The organism is Caulobacter sp. 602-2, from assembly GCF_011043625.1.
Taxonomy (GTDB): Bacteria; Pseudomonadota; Alphaproteobacteria; order Caulobacterales; family Caulobacteraceae; genus Caulobacter.
In genome coordinates this window covers 949,000-965,425 of sequence record NZ_JAAKGT010000001.1, presented here as the reverse complement: position 1 = coordinate 965,425, position 16,426 = coordinate 949,000, and the positions used below count along the sequence as shown (strand labels likewise).

At 68.5% G+C, this 16,426-nt stretch carries 12 protein-coding genes; 7 read left to right on the top strand and 5 right to left on the bottom strand.

Annotated elements, in window-relative coordinates; translation table 11 throughout:
- Positions 1-98: 98 nt before the first annotated feature.
- From G5B46_RS04360 to G5B46_RS04345, 4 genes are all read left to right on the top strand, one after another.
- On the top strand, positions 99-572 hold the full coding sequence (locus G5B46_RS04360) for a sigma-70 family RNA polymerase sigma factor (protein WP_165256380.1): 474 nt from the start codon (positions 99-101) through the stop codon (positions 570-572).
- Positions 566-1,513, top strand: a complete 948-nt coding sequence (locus G5B46_RS04355) for a FecR domain-containing protein (protein ID WP_165256378.1) — start codon at positions 566-568, stop codon at positions 1,511-1,513. The genes G5B46_RS04360 and G5B46_RS04355 overlap by 7 nt, the downstream gene beginning before the upstream one ends.
- A 105-nt stretch (positions 1,514-1,618) precedes the next feature.
- A complete protein-coding gene (locus G5B46_RS04350; protein WP_165256376.1) occupies positions 1,619-4,729 on the top strand; it encodes a TonB-dependent receptor in 3,111 nt (1,036 codons plus the stop codon).
- A 54-nt stretch (positions 4,730-4,783) separates the two neighbouring features.
- The gene (locus G5B46_RS04345) at positions 4,784-6,805 is read left to right on the top strand and encodes a S9 family peptidase (RefSeq protein WP_165256374.1); all 2,022 of its coding nucleotides are present in this window, start codon (positions 4,784-4,786) and stop codon (positions 6,803-6,805) included.
- 6 nt (positions 6,806-6,811) lie between these two features.
- Here G5B46_RS04345 and G5B46_RS04340 read toward each other — a convergent pair whose 3' ends face one another.
- Complete coding sequence (locus tag G5B46_RS04340; protein ID WP_165256372.1) at positions 6,812-6,988, bottom strand: hypothetical protein; 177 nt, start codon at positions 6,986-6,988, stop codon at positions 6,812-6,814.
- Between the two features lie 45 nt (positions 6,989-7,033).
- On the bottom strand, positions 7,034-7,264 hold the full coding sequence (locus G5B46_RS04335) for a DUF5961 family protein (RefSeq protein ID WP_165256370.1): 231 nt from the start codon (positions 7,262-7,264) through the stop codon (positions 7,034-7,036).
- A gap of 328 nt (positions 7,265-7,592) precedes the next feature.
- Here G5B46_RS04335 and G5B46_RS04330 point away from each other — a divergent pair, with 328 nt between their 5' ends.
- The gene (locus tag G5B46_RS04330; RefSeq protein ID WP_165256368.1) at positions 7,593-8,834 is read left to right on the top strand and encodes an MFS transporter; all 1,242 of its coding nucleotides are present in this window, start codon (positions 7,593-7,595) and stop codon (positions 8,832-8,834) included.
- On the opposite strand, the gene G5B46_RS04325 is transcribed toward G5B46_RS04330, so the two are convergent.
- Complete coding sequence (locus tag G5B46_RS04325; RefSeq protein WP_205691445.1) at positions 8,831-10,342, bottom strand: DHA2 family efflux MFS transporter permease subunit; 1,512 nt, start codon at positions 10,340-10,342, stop codon at positions 8,831-8,833. The genes G5B46_RS04330 and G5B46_RS04325 overlap by 4 nt on opposite strands.
- 230 nt (positions 10,343-10,572) lie before the next feature.
- Here G5B46_RS04325 and G5B46_RS04320 point away from each other — a divergent pair, with 230 nt between their 5' ends.
- The gene (locus G5B46_RS04320) at positions 10,573-11,259 is read left to right on the top strand and encodes a DOPA 4,5-dioxygenase family protein (RefSeq protein ID WP_165256366.1); all 687 of its coding nucleotides are present in this window, start codon (positions 10,573-10,575) and stop codon (positions 11,257-11,259) included.
- A 29-nt stretch (positions 11,260-11,288) separates the two neighbouring features.
- On the opposite strand, the gene rhaT is transcribed toward G5B46_RS04320, so the two are convergent.
- On the bottom strand, positions 11,289-12,356 hold the full coding sequence (gene rhaT / locus G5B46_RS04315; RefSeq protein ID WP_240903300.1) for an L-rhamnose/proton symporter RhaT: 1,068 nt from the start codon (positions 12,354-12,356) through the stop codon (positions 11,289-11,291).
- Positions 12,357-12,626: 270 nt separating this feature from the next.
- On the opposite strand from rhaT, the gene G5B46_RS04310 reads away from it, so the two are divergent.
- The gene (locus G5B46_RS04310; RefSeq protein WP_165256364.1) at positions 12,627-15,431 is read left to right on the top strand and encodes a TonB-dependent receptor; all 2,805 of its coding nucleotides are present in this window, start codon (positions 12,627-12,629) and stop codon (positions 15,429-15,431) included.
- A gap of 29 nt (positions 15,432-15,460) precedes the next feature.
- Here the strand turns inward: G5B46_RS04310 and G5B46_RS04305 are convergent, their stop codons facing one another.
- Positions 15,461-16,357 (bottom strand): LysR family transcriptional regulator, encoded by an 897-nt coding sequence (locus G5B46_RS04305; RefSeq protein WP_165256362.1) that lies wholly within the window; start codon positions 16,355-16,357, stop codon positions 15,461-15,463.
- Positions 16,358-16,426 lie beyond the last annotated feature (69 nt).

Sequence of the window (16,426 nt, the reverse complement as noted above, 5' to 3'; positions counted from 1 at the left end):
GACGCGCGACGCGTCCGCTTGCAGAGCTAGGGCGTTGACGGCACGGCGCGCCGGGAAAGAAGAAGCGCGCCACCGAGGGCGGGCAGAGGCGAGCGGTTTTGAAGGACGAGGGGTGGCGCGGGCTCGTGCGCCGGATCACGCGGATCACCCGTGATCCTTCGGGCGCCGAGGACGTCGTGCAATCGGCGATGGTGCGGATGCTGGAGTACCGGCGCGCCAACACGCTCAGCAATCCGGAAGGGTTCGTCGCCCGCGCCGCGGTCAACCTGGCGATCGACGAGCGCCGCCAGCGCGCCCGCCGCCCCGAGGAAGCTCTCGATTTCGTGGAAGAGGCCCTGGCCGACGCCGGGCCGTTGCAGGACGAGGTCCTGCGCGCGCGCGAGCGCCTGGATCGGCTCAAGCTGGGGTTGGCGCGCCTCAGTCCGCGAACACGGGAAGTCTTTTTGCTTCACCGGCTGGATGGGCTGAAGTATCGGGAGATCGCCGAACGGCTGGGCATCACGGTCAGCGCGGTGGAGAAGCACGTGGCCAAGGCGGCCCTCTTCCTGACGAAATGGACCGAGAAGTGGTGAAGCCCGAGCGCGATCTGGAAGCCGTTCGCCGGCAAGCGGCCGACTGGCTCGCGCGCCTGCGCAGCGACGCGCGCACGCCGGGCGATGAAGCCGGCTTCAAGGCCTGGCTTGAGCGCTCCGAGGACCATCGCACCACTTTCGACGCCCTGACCTCCACCTGGGAGTTGGCGGGCGCCCTGCGTCACGATCCGCACATCGCCGCCAGCAGGCCGCGTCAGCCGGCGCGCCTGGCCCGGCGCGCGGTGCTGGCCGGCGTCGGCGTCTCGGCGGTCGGCCTGGGCTGGCTGGCCCTGGCGCCGGAGGTCTACGCCACGGGCGTGGGCGAGACCCGAACGCTTCACCTCGACGACGGCTCATCGGTGCTGCTCGACGCCGACAGCCGGCTGAGCGTGCGCATCGACGGCCGCCAGCGGCGGGCGGGGCTCGACAAGGGCAGGGCCTTCTTCCGCGCCGCCCGCGATCCGGCCAGGCCGTTCGTCGTGGCCGCCGAGGGGCGCGAGATCGTCGGCGACGGCGGCGACGCCTTCGGGGTTTCGGTGCTGTCGCAGACGGTGTCGGTGGTCGCGGTCGAGGGGCAGGTTCTGGTGATGACGCCGGGCCAGCCGTCGGGGCGCATCGCCGCCTCTGCCGGCCAGCGCGTGGTCGCGACCGGGCAAGGGCCCGCGCGTCGCGAGACCGCCGACGTGCAGTCGGCCACGGCTTGGCGCTTCGGCCAGGCGGTGTTCGACGACCAGACCCTGGCCGAGGCCCTGGCGGAGATGAACCGCTACAGCCGCCGGCGCATCGTCCTGTCGGATCCTGCCCTGGAGAGCCTGCGGATCAGCGGCGTCTACAAGGCCGGCGACAACGAGGCCTTCGCCCGTTCGGTCGCCACGCTGCTCGACCTGGATGTCCGCGCCAACGGCGCCGGCCTGCTGATCGAGCCGCGCACCGGGGCATGAACCGGTCGTCGCGATCGCTCGAAAAAAGTTGCTGAGGAAAAATCGACCTCCGTCGTCAGGCCTCTTAAGCCCGAAAACGTCGGGCCGAGAGGGGACTAGAATTTCATGACGATGGGGAAAGACGGCCTGCGCCGGATGCTGGCCGGATCGGCGGCCGTGGGCGTTCTGCTGGCGGCCGGGGCGGCCATGGCCCAGACCGTGACGGTGGACGTCCAGGCGCAGTCGCTGGACAAGGCGCTGCGCGAACTGGGCAAGGAGACGGGGACCAACATCCTGTTCTCGCCCAAGACGGTCGCCGGCCGCCGCTCGGCCGCCGTGGTCGGCAAGTACACGCCGCTGGAAGCCGCGCGCCGCATGGCCGGTTCGGCCGGCCTGGACGTCGTCGAGGACGGCGCCGGCGCCCTGATCGTTCGCGCGCCGGGCGCGACCCAGGCCGCGACGCTGCAGCCGGCCTCGTTCCAGGCCGTAGATCAAAGCCCTGCTGTCGAGGTTGAAGAAGTTGTGGTGACCGGCTCGCGCCTGCGTCGCACCACCTTCGACAGCCCGTCGCCCGTCGTCGAGATCGAGCGCGAAGACCTGCTGGAAAGCGGCTATGTCGATATCGCCGAAGCCCTGACCGACCTGCCGGGCGTCGACATCGGCGTCAACCTGTCGACCAGCCAGTCGGCCGTGCAGGACAACGGCCTGTCGACCGTCAGCCTGCGCAGCCTGGGCCAGAACCGCACCCTGACCCTGATCGACGGCCACCGCACGGTGTCCAACGCCGGCAACATGAACGCGGTCAGCCTCAGCTCCGTCCCGCAGTTCTTCGTCGACCGCGTCGAGATCAGCACCGGCGGCGCCTCGGCCGTCTACGGCTCGGACGCCATCTCCGGCGTCGTCAACATCATCACCACCACCAAGCTCGACGGCGTGAAGGCCCGCGTGGTGGCCGGCGTGACCGACGACGGCGGCGGCAGCAGCACCGAATACTCGGTGGGCGCGGGCAAGCGCTTCTTCGACAACCGCCTCTACGTCATGGCCGGCGCGACCTATGAGAAGCAGGACGCCCTGAACGCCACCGATCGCAAGTGGGCGCTGCAGTCGGTCGTCTACGATCCGGCGACCAACACCGTGTCGGGTCCGGACCTGTCGACCTACACGCCCGGCGGCCGCTTCCGCAGCACCAGCTTCTACTATGACGAAGGCGGCCTGAAGCAGAACTTCGTCACCGCCCAGAACGGCTACGAGACCCGCACCAACGGCACGCTGATCACGCCGGCCAAGCGTTCGTCCGGCGCCCTGAAGATCGTCTACGACGTCAATTCCAGCCTGAAGATCTGGGGCCAGTTCCAGGCTTCGCGCGTGACCACCAACTCGGTCCGCGAGCCCTACGGCCTCTACAATTCGACCACCTACGGCGTGAACGACGAGTTCTCGATCGGCAACATCGCGCGGGCCAACCCGTTCGTGCCGGCCCAGATCTATTCGGCCTCGACCTCGTCGATCAGCTTCCGCCGCCGCATGACCGAGGTGGGCGAGCTCGAGATCTACAACCGCCGCACCACCCTGCGCGGCTGGGCCGGCGCCGAGGGCAAGGCGTTCGGCGACTGGGACTGGGGCCTGACCTACGGCTACGGCGAGTACGACGGCTATCAGGTGCGCCGCAACGGCCTGAACATGGCCAACGTCAAGAACGCCCTCAACGCCGAGCGCACCTCGGCCGGCGTGGTCCAGTGCAGGGACGCCGCGGCCCGCGCCGACGGCTGCGTGGCGCTGAACCTGTTCGGCATCGGCTCGATCACCCCGGAAATGGCCGACTACATCCGGGCCAACGTCTGGTATCGCCCGCAGAACCGCCAGGACACCGTAGAGGGCCACATGACCGGCGAGCTGTTCCAGCTGCCGGCCGGTCCGATCCAGACGGCCTTCGGCTTCGAACTGCGTCGTGACAAGACCCGCACGACCACCGACGAGCTGACCCAGAACGGCCTGACCAACTTCGCCTACATCCCCGAATACAGCGGGGTGGTGAAGACCAAGGAAGCCTTCGTCGAAGCCTCCGCGCCTCTGCTGAAGGACCTGCCGTTCGCCTACCGCCTGGAAATCGACGGCGCCGTCCGCGTGGCCGACTACAATCTCCAGAACGTCGGCACCACGCTCAGCTATCGCGCCGGCGTGCAGTGGGCGCCGGTCAAGAGCCTGCGCTTCCGGTCGGCCTGGAGCCGCGCCCAGCGGGCCCCCGACACCACCGAGCTCTATTCGCCGCCCCGCGACGACTACGACTCGATCGTCGACATCTGCTCGGGCGTGACGGCCAGCACGACCGGCCAGGTCGCGCAGAACTGCCGCTCCAACGCGGGCATCGCCGCGGCCATCGCCGCCAACGGCGCGTTCGTGTCCGAGGTCACCAGCGTCAACGCCCCCAACGGCGGCAATATCGATCTGAAGGAAGAAACCGCCGACACCCTGACGGTGGGCTTCGTCCTGCAGCCGACCTTCCTGCGCGGCTTCGACCTCAGCGTCGACTACTACGACATCAAGGTGACCGACGCGATCTCGTCGCTGTCGAACGCCCAGCTGATGGCCGAGTGCTACGGCTCGACCGGCGGCACCGACAACCGCTTCTGCAACGTCATCACCCGTGACGCCGAGGGCCAGATCACCAAGATCCTGAACCTCGAGGAAAACCTGGACGATCTGCGCGCCAGCGGCGTCGACGTGGCCCTGCGCTACCGCTTCGACCTCGATCGCTGGAACGTGCCGGGTGACTTCACCTTCCGCGCCAACTACAGCCGTCGCCTGAAGCTGGAGACCCGCTACTCGGGCATCAACGGTACGACGATCGCCGACGATCTGGGCGAAGTCGGCACCTCCGAGCACGAGGGCAAGGCCAGCCTGGCCTGGCGCAACCGCCACTGGAACCTGCAGTGGACGGCCAACTACATCGGCGAGGCCGTGGACGACAACGACCTGGCGGCCGACTTCGCCGCGCGGGGCGTGACCAACCCGCTGTTCCTGAACGTCGACGCCTTCTGGCGCCACGACCTGTCGGTGCGGTTCTATCCGGACCCGAAGAACAAGGAACTGCGCGTGTTCGGCACCGTGCGGAACGTGTTCGACAACGAAGGTCCGTTCCTGCCCAGCGGCACGGAGTCGGGCAACGACTACAACTACAGCGCCGTCTACGGCGTCACCGGCCGGTCCTTCACCCTGGGCCTGCAACTGGCGTTCTGACGTCTTTCGCCGGCGCCTTCGGGCGCCGGCGATCCTTCTTTTCCGGAGCTTCCCATGACCCTTTCACGCCTGGCGGCCCTGGCCGCCGGAGGCCTGCTCGCGCTCGCCGCGCCGTCGGCCTGGTCGGCCCCTCGCACCATGACCGCCGTGGACCTGGTGGGCCTTGAGAAGCTCTCCGACCCCAAGGTCTCGCCCGACGGCCGGTTCGTCCTCTATTCGGTCGGCCGCGTCGACTGGAAGGCCAACGCCGTGCAGGACGATCTCTGGCGGATCGGCCTCGACGGCTCGGATCCCCGCCGCATGGTCGAGGGGCCGGCCTCGGGCGCGGCCTGGGCGCCCGACGGCAAGTCGTTCGCCTTCGTCGCCCGGCGCGACGGCGACAGCGGCCGGCAGATCTATATCTCGGCCATCGACGGCGGCGAGCCGCGCCGCCTGGGCAAGCTCCGCACCAGCCCGTCGTCGCTGCGCTGGTCGGCCGACGGCTCTGCGATCTACTTCCTGGCGGCCGCGCCCGACGGCAAGACCCTGGCCAAGCGCAAGCGCGAGAAGGACGACATGCTGTCGTTCGAGACGCCGCAAGGCCGTGGCCGGCTGTGGCGCATCACCCTGGCCGACGGCAAGGCCGAACCCGTCGTCGAGGGCGAGTTCGAGGTCGAGGCCTTCGACCTGTCGACCGACGGCAAGACCATCCTCTATCGCCGCGCGCCGTCCGACCTGCTGGACGATAATCCCAAGTCCGAGCTGTGGCTCAAGGAAGGGAAGAGCGCCGATCGCCGCCTGACCGATAACGACTTCCAGGAAAGCACGCCCCGCCTGTCGCCGGATGGTCGCTCGGTGCTGTTCCTGGCCACGGCCGAAAACGGCCGCTACGGCACGGTCAATCCGAACCTCTTCGTGGCGTCGACCGCCGGCGGGGCGCCGCGCGAGCTGGCCCACGGACTGCCCTACGAGATCGAGGACGCCGTCTGGTCGGCCGACGGCCGGGAGATCTATATCACCGCCACCACCGGCGTTCGCCGCGAACTGTTCGCCGTCGATGTGAACAGCCAGGCCGTGCGGCCGCTGGCCCGGGGCGATCACGCCGCCGGCGACGTCACCCTGACCCGCGACGGCAAGACCCTGGTGTTCTTCAAGGCCTCGGCGACCTCGCCCGGAGAGGTGTTCCGCCTGGATCCCGCGCGGCCCGCGGCGACGCAGGTGACCCACCTCAACGACGACATTGCGACGCGCTTTCGCCTGCCGCGCCAGGAGGCGATCCAGTGGACGGCCCCCGATGGTCAGGCGCTGGAAGGCCTCGTCACCTATCCGCTCGACTGGCAGCCGGGGCGCCGCTATCCGCTGATCGTCCAGAGCCACGGCGGTCCGCGCTCGTCGGACGTGTTCAACGTCTTCGCCTATGGCCGCTTCAACCCGCTGCTGGCGGCCAAGGGCGTGATGACGCTCAGCGTCAACTACCGGGGCGGCACCGGCTATGGCGATGAGTTCCTGCAGGGCATGAACGCCGGCTACTTCCGCCACGCCGACAAGGATGTGCTGTCGGGCATCGACAACCTGATCGCCAAGGGCCTGGTCGACCCGGACAAGCTGGGGGTCATGGGCTGGAGCGCCGGCGGACACATGACCAACCGCCTGATCACCGTCACCGATCGCTTCAAGGCCGCGTCCTCGGGCGCCGGCGCGGTCGACTGGCCGTCGATGTACCTGACGTCTGACACCCGTTGGCAGCGCAGCGAATGGTTCGTGACGCCGCCCTACGGTTCGACGGCCCGCCGCGACCTCTATGTCGACAATTCTCCGCTCAGCCAGCTCGACAAGGTCAGTACGCCGACCCTGATCCTGGCGGGTGCCGAGGACGAGCGCGTGCCCTGGACCCAGTCGGTCATGCTGCACCGGGCGCTCAAGGCGCTCGGCGTCGAGACCGAGCTCTATCTGGCCCCGCGCGAGCCGCATAACTTCCGCGAACTGCGCCACCGCCTGTTCCAGGTGAACGTGCAGATGGACTGGTTCAGCAAGCGCGTCCTTGGCCAGGACTACGACTGGAGCGCAGCGCCCGACGCCAAGGACGAGACCGACTAAGCCGGTCTACTGCAGGGGCGTGTCGTAGGGGCGCTGCTCGTCGGGATCGACGGGCGGCGACTTCGGCTCCTCGAAGGGAACGACCGGATCATCGATCTCCGGCGGCGGCCCGTCAGGCGGGATCTCGAGCGGCGGCTTGCCTGGCGCCGGATCGGGGTGCGGCGGCGCGATCGGGTCGGTCATGAACATCTCCATGACGGTCGAACGCGCGGGCCCGCGGCGCAGGTTCTACTGGCAGGCCGAGGTCTCGCCGCTTTCGAAGTCGACGCGGAAACAGTGCTCGACGCCGGTCTCGACGTCGCGGACCACGATGGCGGCCTGGCCGTAGGAATCCACCTCCGGATGCCAGGCCTCCATGAAGGCCACGGCGGCCTCCTCGAAGGTCTCGGCGTCGACGCCGTGGGCGTGGTCGCAACCGTCGTGCAGGGCGTGGACGCGGAAGGTGCGGGTCTCGAACATGGCGTTTCCTCCGAACATCCAACGCATGGCGAGCGCGGAGGATTCAACGCCCTCCCGCGAGCGGCGTCCAGATGGTCGGACCGGCGCGAGGCCGGATTCCGGCCGATCGCCAAACGAGAAAGCCTCAACACCCTGATCGGCGCCTCTCAAGGCTGCCTCAAGCTGCTGGAAAGGTTCGGGTTTCCGTGCGGCTCGGGCCGGTGGGAAAAGTTCTGCGGCTCCGTCGTGAATTTCTAGCCGCCCGTTTCGCGGCGAAGGTCAGGTTCCGGTCTTACCTAACCCGCCAATCCAGGTCGGGGCGCTCCCACCTGCGAGGGTGGAGGACAGCATGCAAAGTACGAGATTGGCCGAACGCGTCGACGACGGCGAGGCGGCGACGGAGGCCGAGCCGCCCGCCCTCTGGCCGGGCGTGATCGCCCTGACGATGGGCGTCTTCGCCCTGGTGACGTCGGAGTTCCTGCCTGCCAGCGTGCTGACGCCACTGGCCGCCGATCTCGGGGTCAGCGTCGGGGCGGCGGGGCAGGCGGTGACGGCCACGGCCGTGGTCGGCGCGTTCGCGGCGCCGCTGACGCCGGTGCTGACGGGCCGCTTCGACCGCCGGCTGGTGATGCTGGGCCTGATGGTCGTCCTGGCGGTGTCGAACCTGCTGACCATCTTCGCGACCAACCTGCCGGTGCTGCTGGTCGCGCGGGTGCTGCTGGGCGCCAGCCTGGGCGGCTTCTGGTCGATGGCCGCGGCGCTTGGCATGCGGCTGGTGCCCAAGGCGGCGATCCCCAAGGCGATGTCGCTGATCTTCACCGGCGTGTCGGTGGCCACCGTCTCGGCCGCGCCCGTCGGCGCCTATGTCAGCGACACACTGGGCTGGCGTGCGGCCTTCGTCATCGCCGGTGTCGTCGGGCTCGCGGCCCTGGCGGCCCAGGCCTTCACCCTGCCGCGACTGGCCCCGACGTCGGTCCCGCGCCTCGGCGGCCTGGTGGAGGTGGCGCGGCGCCCGGCCGTGGCCGCCGCCCTGGTCGGCGTGCTGCTGGTCATTTCGGGCCACTTCGCCGGCTTCACCTATGTGCGTCCGGTGCTGGAGCAGGTGGCGGGCCTGGACGTCGCGGCGATCTCGCTCAGCCTGCTGGCCTTCGGCGTCGCCGGCTTCTTCGGCAACCTGGCCGGCGGGGCGCTGGTCGGCCGCGATCCGCGCCTGTCGGTGCTGGGCGGGGCGGGCCTGATCGCGCTCGCCGCCACGGCCATCGTCGCCCTGGGAAGCGTCGGCTGGGTCGCGGCCCTGGCGCTCACCGTATGGGGTTTCGCCTTCGCCATGCTGCCCGTCGGCTTCCAGGCCTGGGCGACCTCGGCGGCCACCGATCAGGCCGAACTGGCCGGCGGCCTGCTGACCTCGACCTTCCAGGTGGCCATCGCCCTTGGCGCGGTGCTGGGCGGCGTTCTGGTCGACCGCCTGGGCCCGCTCAGCGCCCCAGGCTACGCCGTCAGCGCCGCCCTGGCCGGGGTGGTCCTGGTGCTGGCGGTGCGCCGGACCTCCTCGCGCGCCGCGCCGGAGGCCGCCTGCCAGGCCTGCGGCTAGTCCTCGTCCCGGCGCCGGCCCGAAAGGTCGGCGCCGGCGTCCGGCGCGAACCGCCGGTTCCAGATCGTCGCCGAGGCCGAGATCGCGGTGACGATCAGGAAGGCCAGGGTGAAGTCCGCCAGCCTTGGCGAGGCGTGGCCGCCGCCCAGCATGCCCACGTGCAGCGCCAGGGCCCCGGCGCAGACCCCCAGCGACAGCATCAGCTGCTGGAAGGTGGCGTAGAAGCTGGTCGCCGCGCTCATCCGTTCGGGCGGGATCTCGTCATAGGCGATGGTGTTGTAGGCGGTGAACTGGAACGACATGCAGAAGCCGCTGACCATCAGCGTCAGGAAGATCAGCCAGGTCGGCCAGCCTGGCCGGAACAGGCCGCAGACCGCGTAGCCGGCGCTGGCCGCCAGGCCGCCGACGATCATGCTGTTGCGAAATCCGAACCGGCGCAGGATGCGCGGCGCCAGGCTCTTCATCGCCAGCGAGCCGATGGCGCCGGCGATGGTGATCGTGCCGCTGGCCGCCGCCGTCATGCCAAAGCCCAGCTGCAGCATCAGCGGCAGCAGGAAGGGTTGGGCGCCCTGGGTGATGCGGGTCAGCGAACCGCCGATCACCGACAGCCGAAACGACGGCACGGCCATCAGCGACAGGTCCAGGATCGGGTCGGCCCTTCGCTTGGCGTGGCGGAGGTAGAGCCCGCCCGCGACCAGGCCGACGGCGATCAACGCCAGCGCCATGGGCAGCTCGCCGTCACGGCTGGTCATCTCGAAGCCGAACAGCAGGCAGCCCAGCGACACGCCCGACAGCAGGAAGCCGACAGGATCGGCCCGCACGGGCGCCTCGCCGCGCACCTCGTCGATGAACAGGGTGACCAGCACGATGCCCAGCACGCCGATCGGGATGTTCAGGTAGAAGATCCAGCGCCAGTCCAGATAGGTGACGATGAAGCCGCCGATCGGCGGCCCCAGGATCGGGCCGATCAGGGCCGGAATGATCAGCCACGACATCGCCGAGACCATGTCCTGCTTGGCCACCGAGCGCAGCAGAACCAGGCGTCCGATCGGGATCATCATCGCCCCGCCCACGCCTTGCAGAAAGCGGGCGAAGATCAGGAAGGGCAGGCTGGTCGCCTGTCCGCACAGCACCGATCCGCCGACGAACACGGCGATGGCCAGGCGGAACACGGTCTTGGAGCCGAAGCGGTCGGCAAGGCGTCCGCTGGCCGGAATGAAGATCGCCAGCGCCAGCAGGTAGGCGGTGAGGGCCGAACTCAGGCTGGTGGCCGGCACGCCGAAATCGCGCGCCATGGTCGGCAGGGCTGTGGCCAGCACCGTGGCGTCCATCTGCTCCATGAACAGCGCGCAGGCGATGATGACGGCGACCAGGCGATAGGGCGGCCGCCCGGCCGTATCAGTCTCGGGCGCGGCGGGAGCGCGGGTGACGCCGTCGGCGGCGGGCAGGATGCCGTCACGAACCTCGGCATTGATCGAGGCCAGACCCCGCCGCCTCAGCCTCGTCACGCGCCCGGCTCCCGGAATGAAGTCGTGGACGGCGCGGCGGGGAGGAGCAAGCTTACGGGCACGGGCGGTCCTGAAAGGTCGAACGGGCGGGCGCAAACTCGTGCGTAACGGCAAGCCGGGTCAAGCAACCGTCAGCTTTTCTGAATTCCTATTGAATTGATCTGAATTGTGGCTGGGCGCGCCGGGAGGCCTGATGGGCGCAGGCCAAGCTTCGTTCGTGCGAGTCTCCGATGAGTGATCCGACCCCTTCCGCCCACGCCGCCGTTCGCGGCGAACCGGAGATCCAGCGCCGCGACCTGCTGCTGGCCGGCGGCGTCACGGCCGCGGCGACCGGCGTCGTCGCACCCGGGGCGGCCAAGGCGCAGGAGGGCTCCCAGGTGCCGCCGCCCGCGCGGCAGCCGCGTGCGCCGGCCGGCGGCAAGAGCCCGTGGGGTTACGACACCTGGAAGCAGGCCACGCCGCAACCGGTCTCGATCCGGCCCGGCGAGGCGCCGCTGCCCGAGCGCCCGCGCGCCTATACCGACATCAAGAGCTATCACGCCCACGTCTATTTCGACGAGGACACCTCGCAGAAGGCGGCCCTGCTGCGCCGCTTGGTGTCCGAGCGCTTCGTGGTCGAACTGGGCGACTGGAACCTGACCCCGCGCGGCCCGCACGTGACGCCGTCGTTCTATTTCGGCTTCACCAACGACCTGCTGCACGTGATCCTGCCCTGGCTGCAGCTCAACAGCCTGGGCCTGACGATCCTTCTGCATCCGAACACGGACGATCCCAGATCGGACCACCTCTATTACACTGCCTGGATCAACCGCTCGCAGCCGGTCAACGGCTACGGCATGAAGAAGCCGGGCGAGGGCGAGCCGCCGGTCGAGCTGATCTATCCCAACACCAAGCCGTTCCTGCCGATCGAGACGTGAGGGCCATCGAGACGTGAGGGAAGGGGGCCTTACGCCCCCAGCATGTTGCCGTAGCCGATCACCACGGTGGCGCCCACCAGCAGGGCCACGCCGGCCCAGACCATGTTGCGCACGGCCGGGCGGGCGTCCTTCCACTCCTTGAAGGCGAAGCCCCAGAGCGTGCCGAAAATGATGATGCTGGCCATGTGCAGGGTCCAGCTGGAGAAGCCGAACTTGCCCATCTGGCTCTCGCCCATGGTGTAGAAGAAGAACTGGAAGTACCAGGCCACGCCGGCCAGGGCGCTCAGCAGGTAGTTGGCCAGCAGCGGCGGCTTGTCGGCGGCCTCCTTGCCGGACGAGGCGCGGCCGATCCACTGGCCGGAGCTGCGGTTCCTGGCGATCAGGAAGGCGCACCAGACGCCGTTGGTGATCAGGCCGCCGAACATCACCAGGCACAGCACCGGCAGGCCTGTCCACAGCGGGCCGGTGCCGGCCGCCGCCGAGATCGCCTTGATCGGTTCGCCGGCGGCCAGGCCGAAGGCGAAGCAGGCCGACATGATCCCCGAGAAGATCGCCACGGCCAGGCCCTTCCTGAAGTCGAACTCGGCGACGGCCGCGCGCTTTTCCTCGGGCGACAGGTCGCCGTCCTTCTTGGCGCCGGCCCAGGCCACCACGACGATGCCGGCGACGGTCATCAGCAGGCCCAGCAGGATGATCCGGCCCGAGGTCGAGGTGAGCAGGGCGTCGGCGAAGGTTCCGCGCACCAGCGGCGGGATCAGCGTGCCGAACACGGTGCACAGGCCCAGCACCACGGCCATGCCCAGCGACAGGCCCAGATACCGCATCGTCAGGCCGTAGGTCAGGCCGCCGAAGCCCCAGAGCACGCCGAACAGGATGCAGAGGCCGGCGATGTGCGGGGGAACCTGGCCCATGACGCCCAGAAGGTCGCGGGTCTGCAGCGAGGCGAAGAACCAGGGGGCGAGCAGCCAGGAGAACACGCCTCCGGTCAGCCAGTAGATCTCCCACGACCAGCGCCGCACGCCACGGAAGGGCACATAGAAGCTGGCCGAGGCCAGGCCGCCGAGCCAATGGAAGAAAACGCCCAAAAGCGGATTCATCGGCGTCAACTCCCACATATTAAAATGATTTTCTAATTATTGGGATCATTGCGACCGGGCGGGGCTTTGTCAACGAACCGTGCCGGGCGTCGCCGCCGGGACACGGTCAGAGCCATTTCCGCGTCGAAACACTGTGTGGCGCTCGACATTGGTGCGAATTAGCGGTTATCGTCCCGATTATAGGGAATCTATCCCATAATATGAAATTTGTCGACCTTGGCGTCATCCCCCGACCCTGAGCAACGGCAAGTCGCAACTGGAGAGGAAACCATGAAGACCCCCATCAGCGCCCATCTGCGCGCCAGCGCCTCGCGCCTCGCCGTCGCGGCCGTCCTGCTTTCGGCCCCCGCCATCGCCCATGCCCAGGCCGCGCCCGCCGCGGGCCAGACCGTCGAGCCCGACGCCGTCGAGGAAATCGTCGTCACCGGCATCCGCGCCTCGCTGCGCAGCGCCATGGACGTCAAGCGCAACTCCCTCCAGGTGGTCGACAGCATCTCCGCCGAGGACATCGGCGACTTCCCCGACAAGAACCTCTCCGAAGCCCTGCAACGGGTGACCGGCGTGCAGATCAGCCGCCAGGACGGCGAGGGCCGGGGCGTCAGCATCCGCGGCGCCGATCCCAGCCTCAACCGCGTCGAGATCAACGGCTCGTCGGCCCTGTCGCTGACCGTGGGCGGCACCGACCGCGCGGTCGACTTCCGCGACATCCCCGTCGAGTTCGTCTCGCGCCTGGACGTGGTCAAGTCGCCGACGGCCGACATGGCCGAGGGCGGCATCGGCGGCACCGTGCGGGTCATCACCCGCCGTCCGTTCGACAGCAAGAAGCCCTTCGTCGCCGGCTCGATCCAGGGCGTCTACTCGAACCTGGCCAAGGAGTACGACCCCAAGCTGGCGCTGATCGGCAGCCGCACCTTCTTCAACGACACCCTGGGCGTGCTGGTCTCCGGCACCTGGGAGAACCGTCACCTCAACAGCAACAACGCCCGCACCACGGGCTGGACGACGCGGGCCGGAACCAAGCCCACCGACGGCTCGCCGGGGCGTCCCACCGACATCAACGGCGACGGCAAGGCCGACTACATTCCCGATATCCCCCGCCTGATCATCGACCGCCGCGAGACCGAGCGGAAGGCGCTGAGCAGCGTCGTCGAATGGCGTCCGACCGATAACTTCAAGGCCTATTTCGACGCCACCTACGCCACGGCCCGGGAAGAGGTGAACAGCTCCTTCCTGCAGCTGTCGGGCACCAGCGGCCTCATCGACTACAGCAAGACCACCCTCGGCGCCGACGGCAACACCGTCGACCACATCGAACTGGTCAGCAGCACCAGCTTCCCCATCGACCTGACCTATCGCAACATCCTGGGCAACCTGGAGCGCACCCAGTACACGACCGCCGTCGGCGGCGAATGGAAGCTGGAGAACTGGATCTTCGACGCGCGCTTCGACTACTCGAACGCCGAGGTTCAGAACAACGAGATCAACGCCACCGCCGTGGCCTTCGGCCTGCCGCGCGTGATCGTCGACTACAAGGGCGGCAAGGGCTCGCCGAACTTCTCGTTCCCCGGCCTCGACGTGACTTCCGGCCAGAACGTCCAGCGCCTCGACGCCGTGTTCAACCCGCGCAACAACTCGGCCGAAGAGACCGCCCAGCAGGTCAACGTCACCTACAAGCCGAACATCTCCTGGCTGACGGCGATCAAGGCCGGCTTCCAGGCGCGCCAGTTCGAGACCGACCAGGTTCTCTACCAGCGCACCACGCGCCTGAACTGCCGCAACGACGCCAGCAGCAACGCCATCAACGCCGTGGCCGCCTCCTGCTCGACGCTGGCGGACATCGTCAACATCAACTCGACGGTGCAGAACATCCCGTTCTTCCACACCGGCGACCTGGGCTATTCCGGCGGCGTGCGCCAATGGAACGACAACACCATGGCCACCTATGCGGCGATCCTGGCCACGGCCGGTCGCAACGACGACGTGTTCGCGGTCAATCCGAACCGCAACACGGCCGAGGTCTACGGCAATCCCGGCAGCTATCAGAACTTCCTGGACACCTGGTCGGTCGAGGAGAAGACCAAGAGCGGCTACGTCCAGGCCAGCTTCGACTTCCAGGAACTGCCGGTGCCGATCAGCGGTACGCTGGGCGTGCGGGTCGTCGACACCAAGACCCTGTCGACCGGCTACAACCGCGTCCAGACCGGAACGACGCCCAACGAGATCGTCAATTTCGTGAAGGGCGAGGCCGAGGGCGGCTACACCAAGACCCTGCCGTCGCTGAACATCCGCGCCGAGTTCATCCCCGGCAAGCTGATCGGCCGCGCCGCCGCCAGCAAGGTGATGGCCCGCGCCGCACCGTCGCAACTGGCCCTGCGCCGCTCGATCGACCGCAACAGCCTGACCGGCTCGCGCGGCAACCCGGACCTGCAGCCGTTCGAGGCCACCGCCTACGACGCCGGGCTGGAATGGTACTTCAGCCGCGACAGCTTCATTTCGGCGACCTACTTCCGCAAGGAGATCTCGTCGTTCATCGTCAACCAGGCCGTCCAGGAGGACGTGGAAGGCGAGAACTACGTTATCACCACGCCGGTCAACGGCAACGACCAGGTGACGATCAACGGCCTGGAGATCGGCGGCCAGTACGCCTTCGACTTCCTGCCCGCGCCGTTCCAGGGCTTCGGCGTCCTGGCCAACTTCACCTACCAGAAGGACAAGGGCTACAAGGGCGAGAACCTCGTCACCAAGGAGATCCTGCCGTTCCCGGGCCTGTCGCGTAAGAGCTACAACGTCTCGCTCTACTACGAGAACGAGAAGGTCAGCGCCCGCGCGTCCTACAACTGGCGCAGTGACTGGCTGATCACCCCGGTCGGCCGCGGCAACTGGCCGGAATTCAACAAGGCGTTCGGCACCCTCGACGCCTCGGCCAGCTACAACGTCAACGACAAGATCACCGTCTTCGTCGAGGGCGTGAACCTGACCGACGAGGTCCGCCAGGAATACAACGCCGACGCCCGCCAGATCGGCAACGAGACCTTCGGCTCGCGCTACTACTTCGGCGTCCGCGCGAAGTTCTAGGCGCGCGAAGTTCTAGGAACGACGCAGGATCAGCCCGGCTCGGTCAGCTTCAGGAAGTTGGCCAGAGTCGGGCTGATCTCGCCCTTGCGCCAGGCCAGGCCCGTCTCCAGTTCCGGGGCGGCGCCGGCCAGCGACACGTAGGTGACGCCCGTGCGCGCCAGGTTGCGCAGCGAGGCGGGCACCAGCGCCACGCCCAGCCCGCTCGACACCAGGCTGATGATCGTCTGCATCTGGATGGCCTCCTGGGCGATGCGCGCCTCGCCGCCCAGCGCGCGATAGTGGCCGGTGACAAGGTCGTGGAAGTTCGGCGCCACGTGCTTGGGAAACAGGATCAGCGGCGAGGCCAGCAACTCGTCGGCCGACAGCACCGCATCGCCCGCGATCCGTCCCTCGTCGATCCAGGCGCTGGGCACGGCCGCGACCAGCGGCTCGCGCAGCAGGCGTCGGTAGGCCAGAGCCGAAGGCAGCGGCTGGTCGGTCGGCGGAATGATGATCCCCGCGTGCCGCTCGCCCTCGACCAGGGCCGGCAGTTGCACGTCGCTGGTCGCCTCGAACAGCCGGATCTCCACCTCCGGATAGGCCTGGGAGTAGCGCCGCACCAACGAGGGTAGGACGCTGTAGTCGGCGGTGCTGACGAACGACAGCGCCAGGTACCCGCTCTGGCCGTCGCGCATCCGTTGCGCCGCCCCGGGCAGGGCGTCCAGCGCCGCCAGCGCCTCCTGCACCTGCGGCAGCCACTGCTCGCCCAGCGGGGTCAGGCGCACGTTACGCTTGGTGCGCACGAACAGCGCAGCCCCCAATTCCTTTTCCAGGGCCATGATCGACTGGCTCAGCGGCGGCTGGGTCATGCGCAGCCGCTCGGCGGCCCGGCCAAAATGCAAGGTCTCGGCCACGGCGGCGAAGTGGCGAAACTGCCGGACGTCCATTTGATATCCCATGCGACCTAATGATCGCCTTTTAATATATTTTGCTCGCGTCGTCAGCGGCGGTAATAA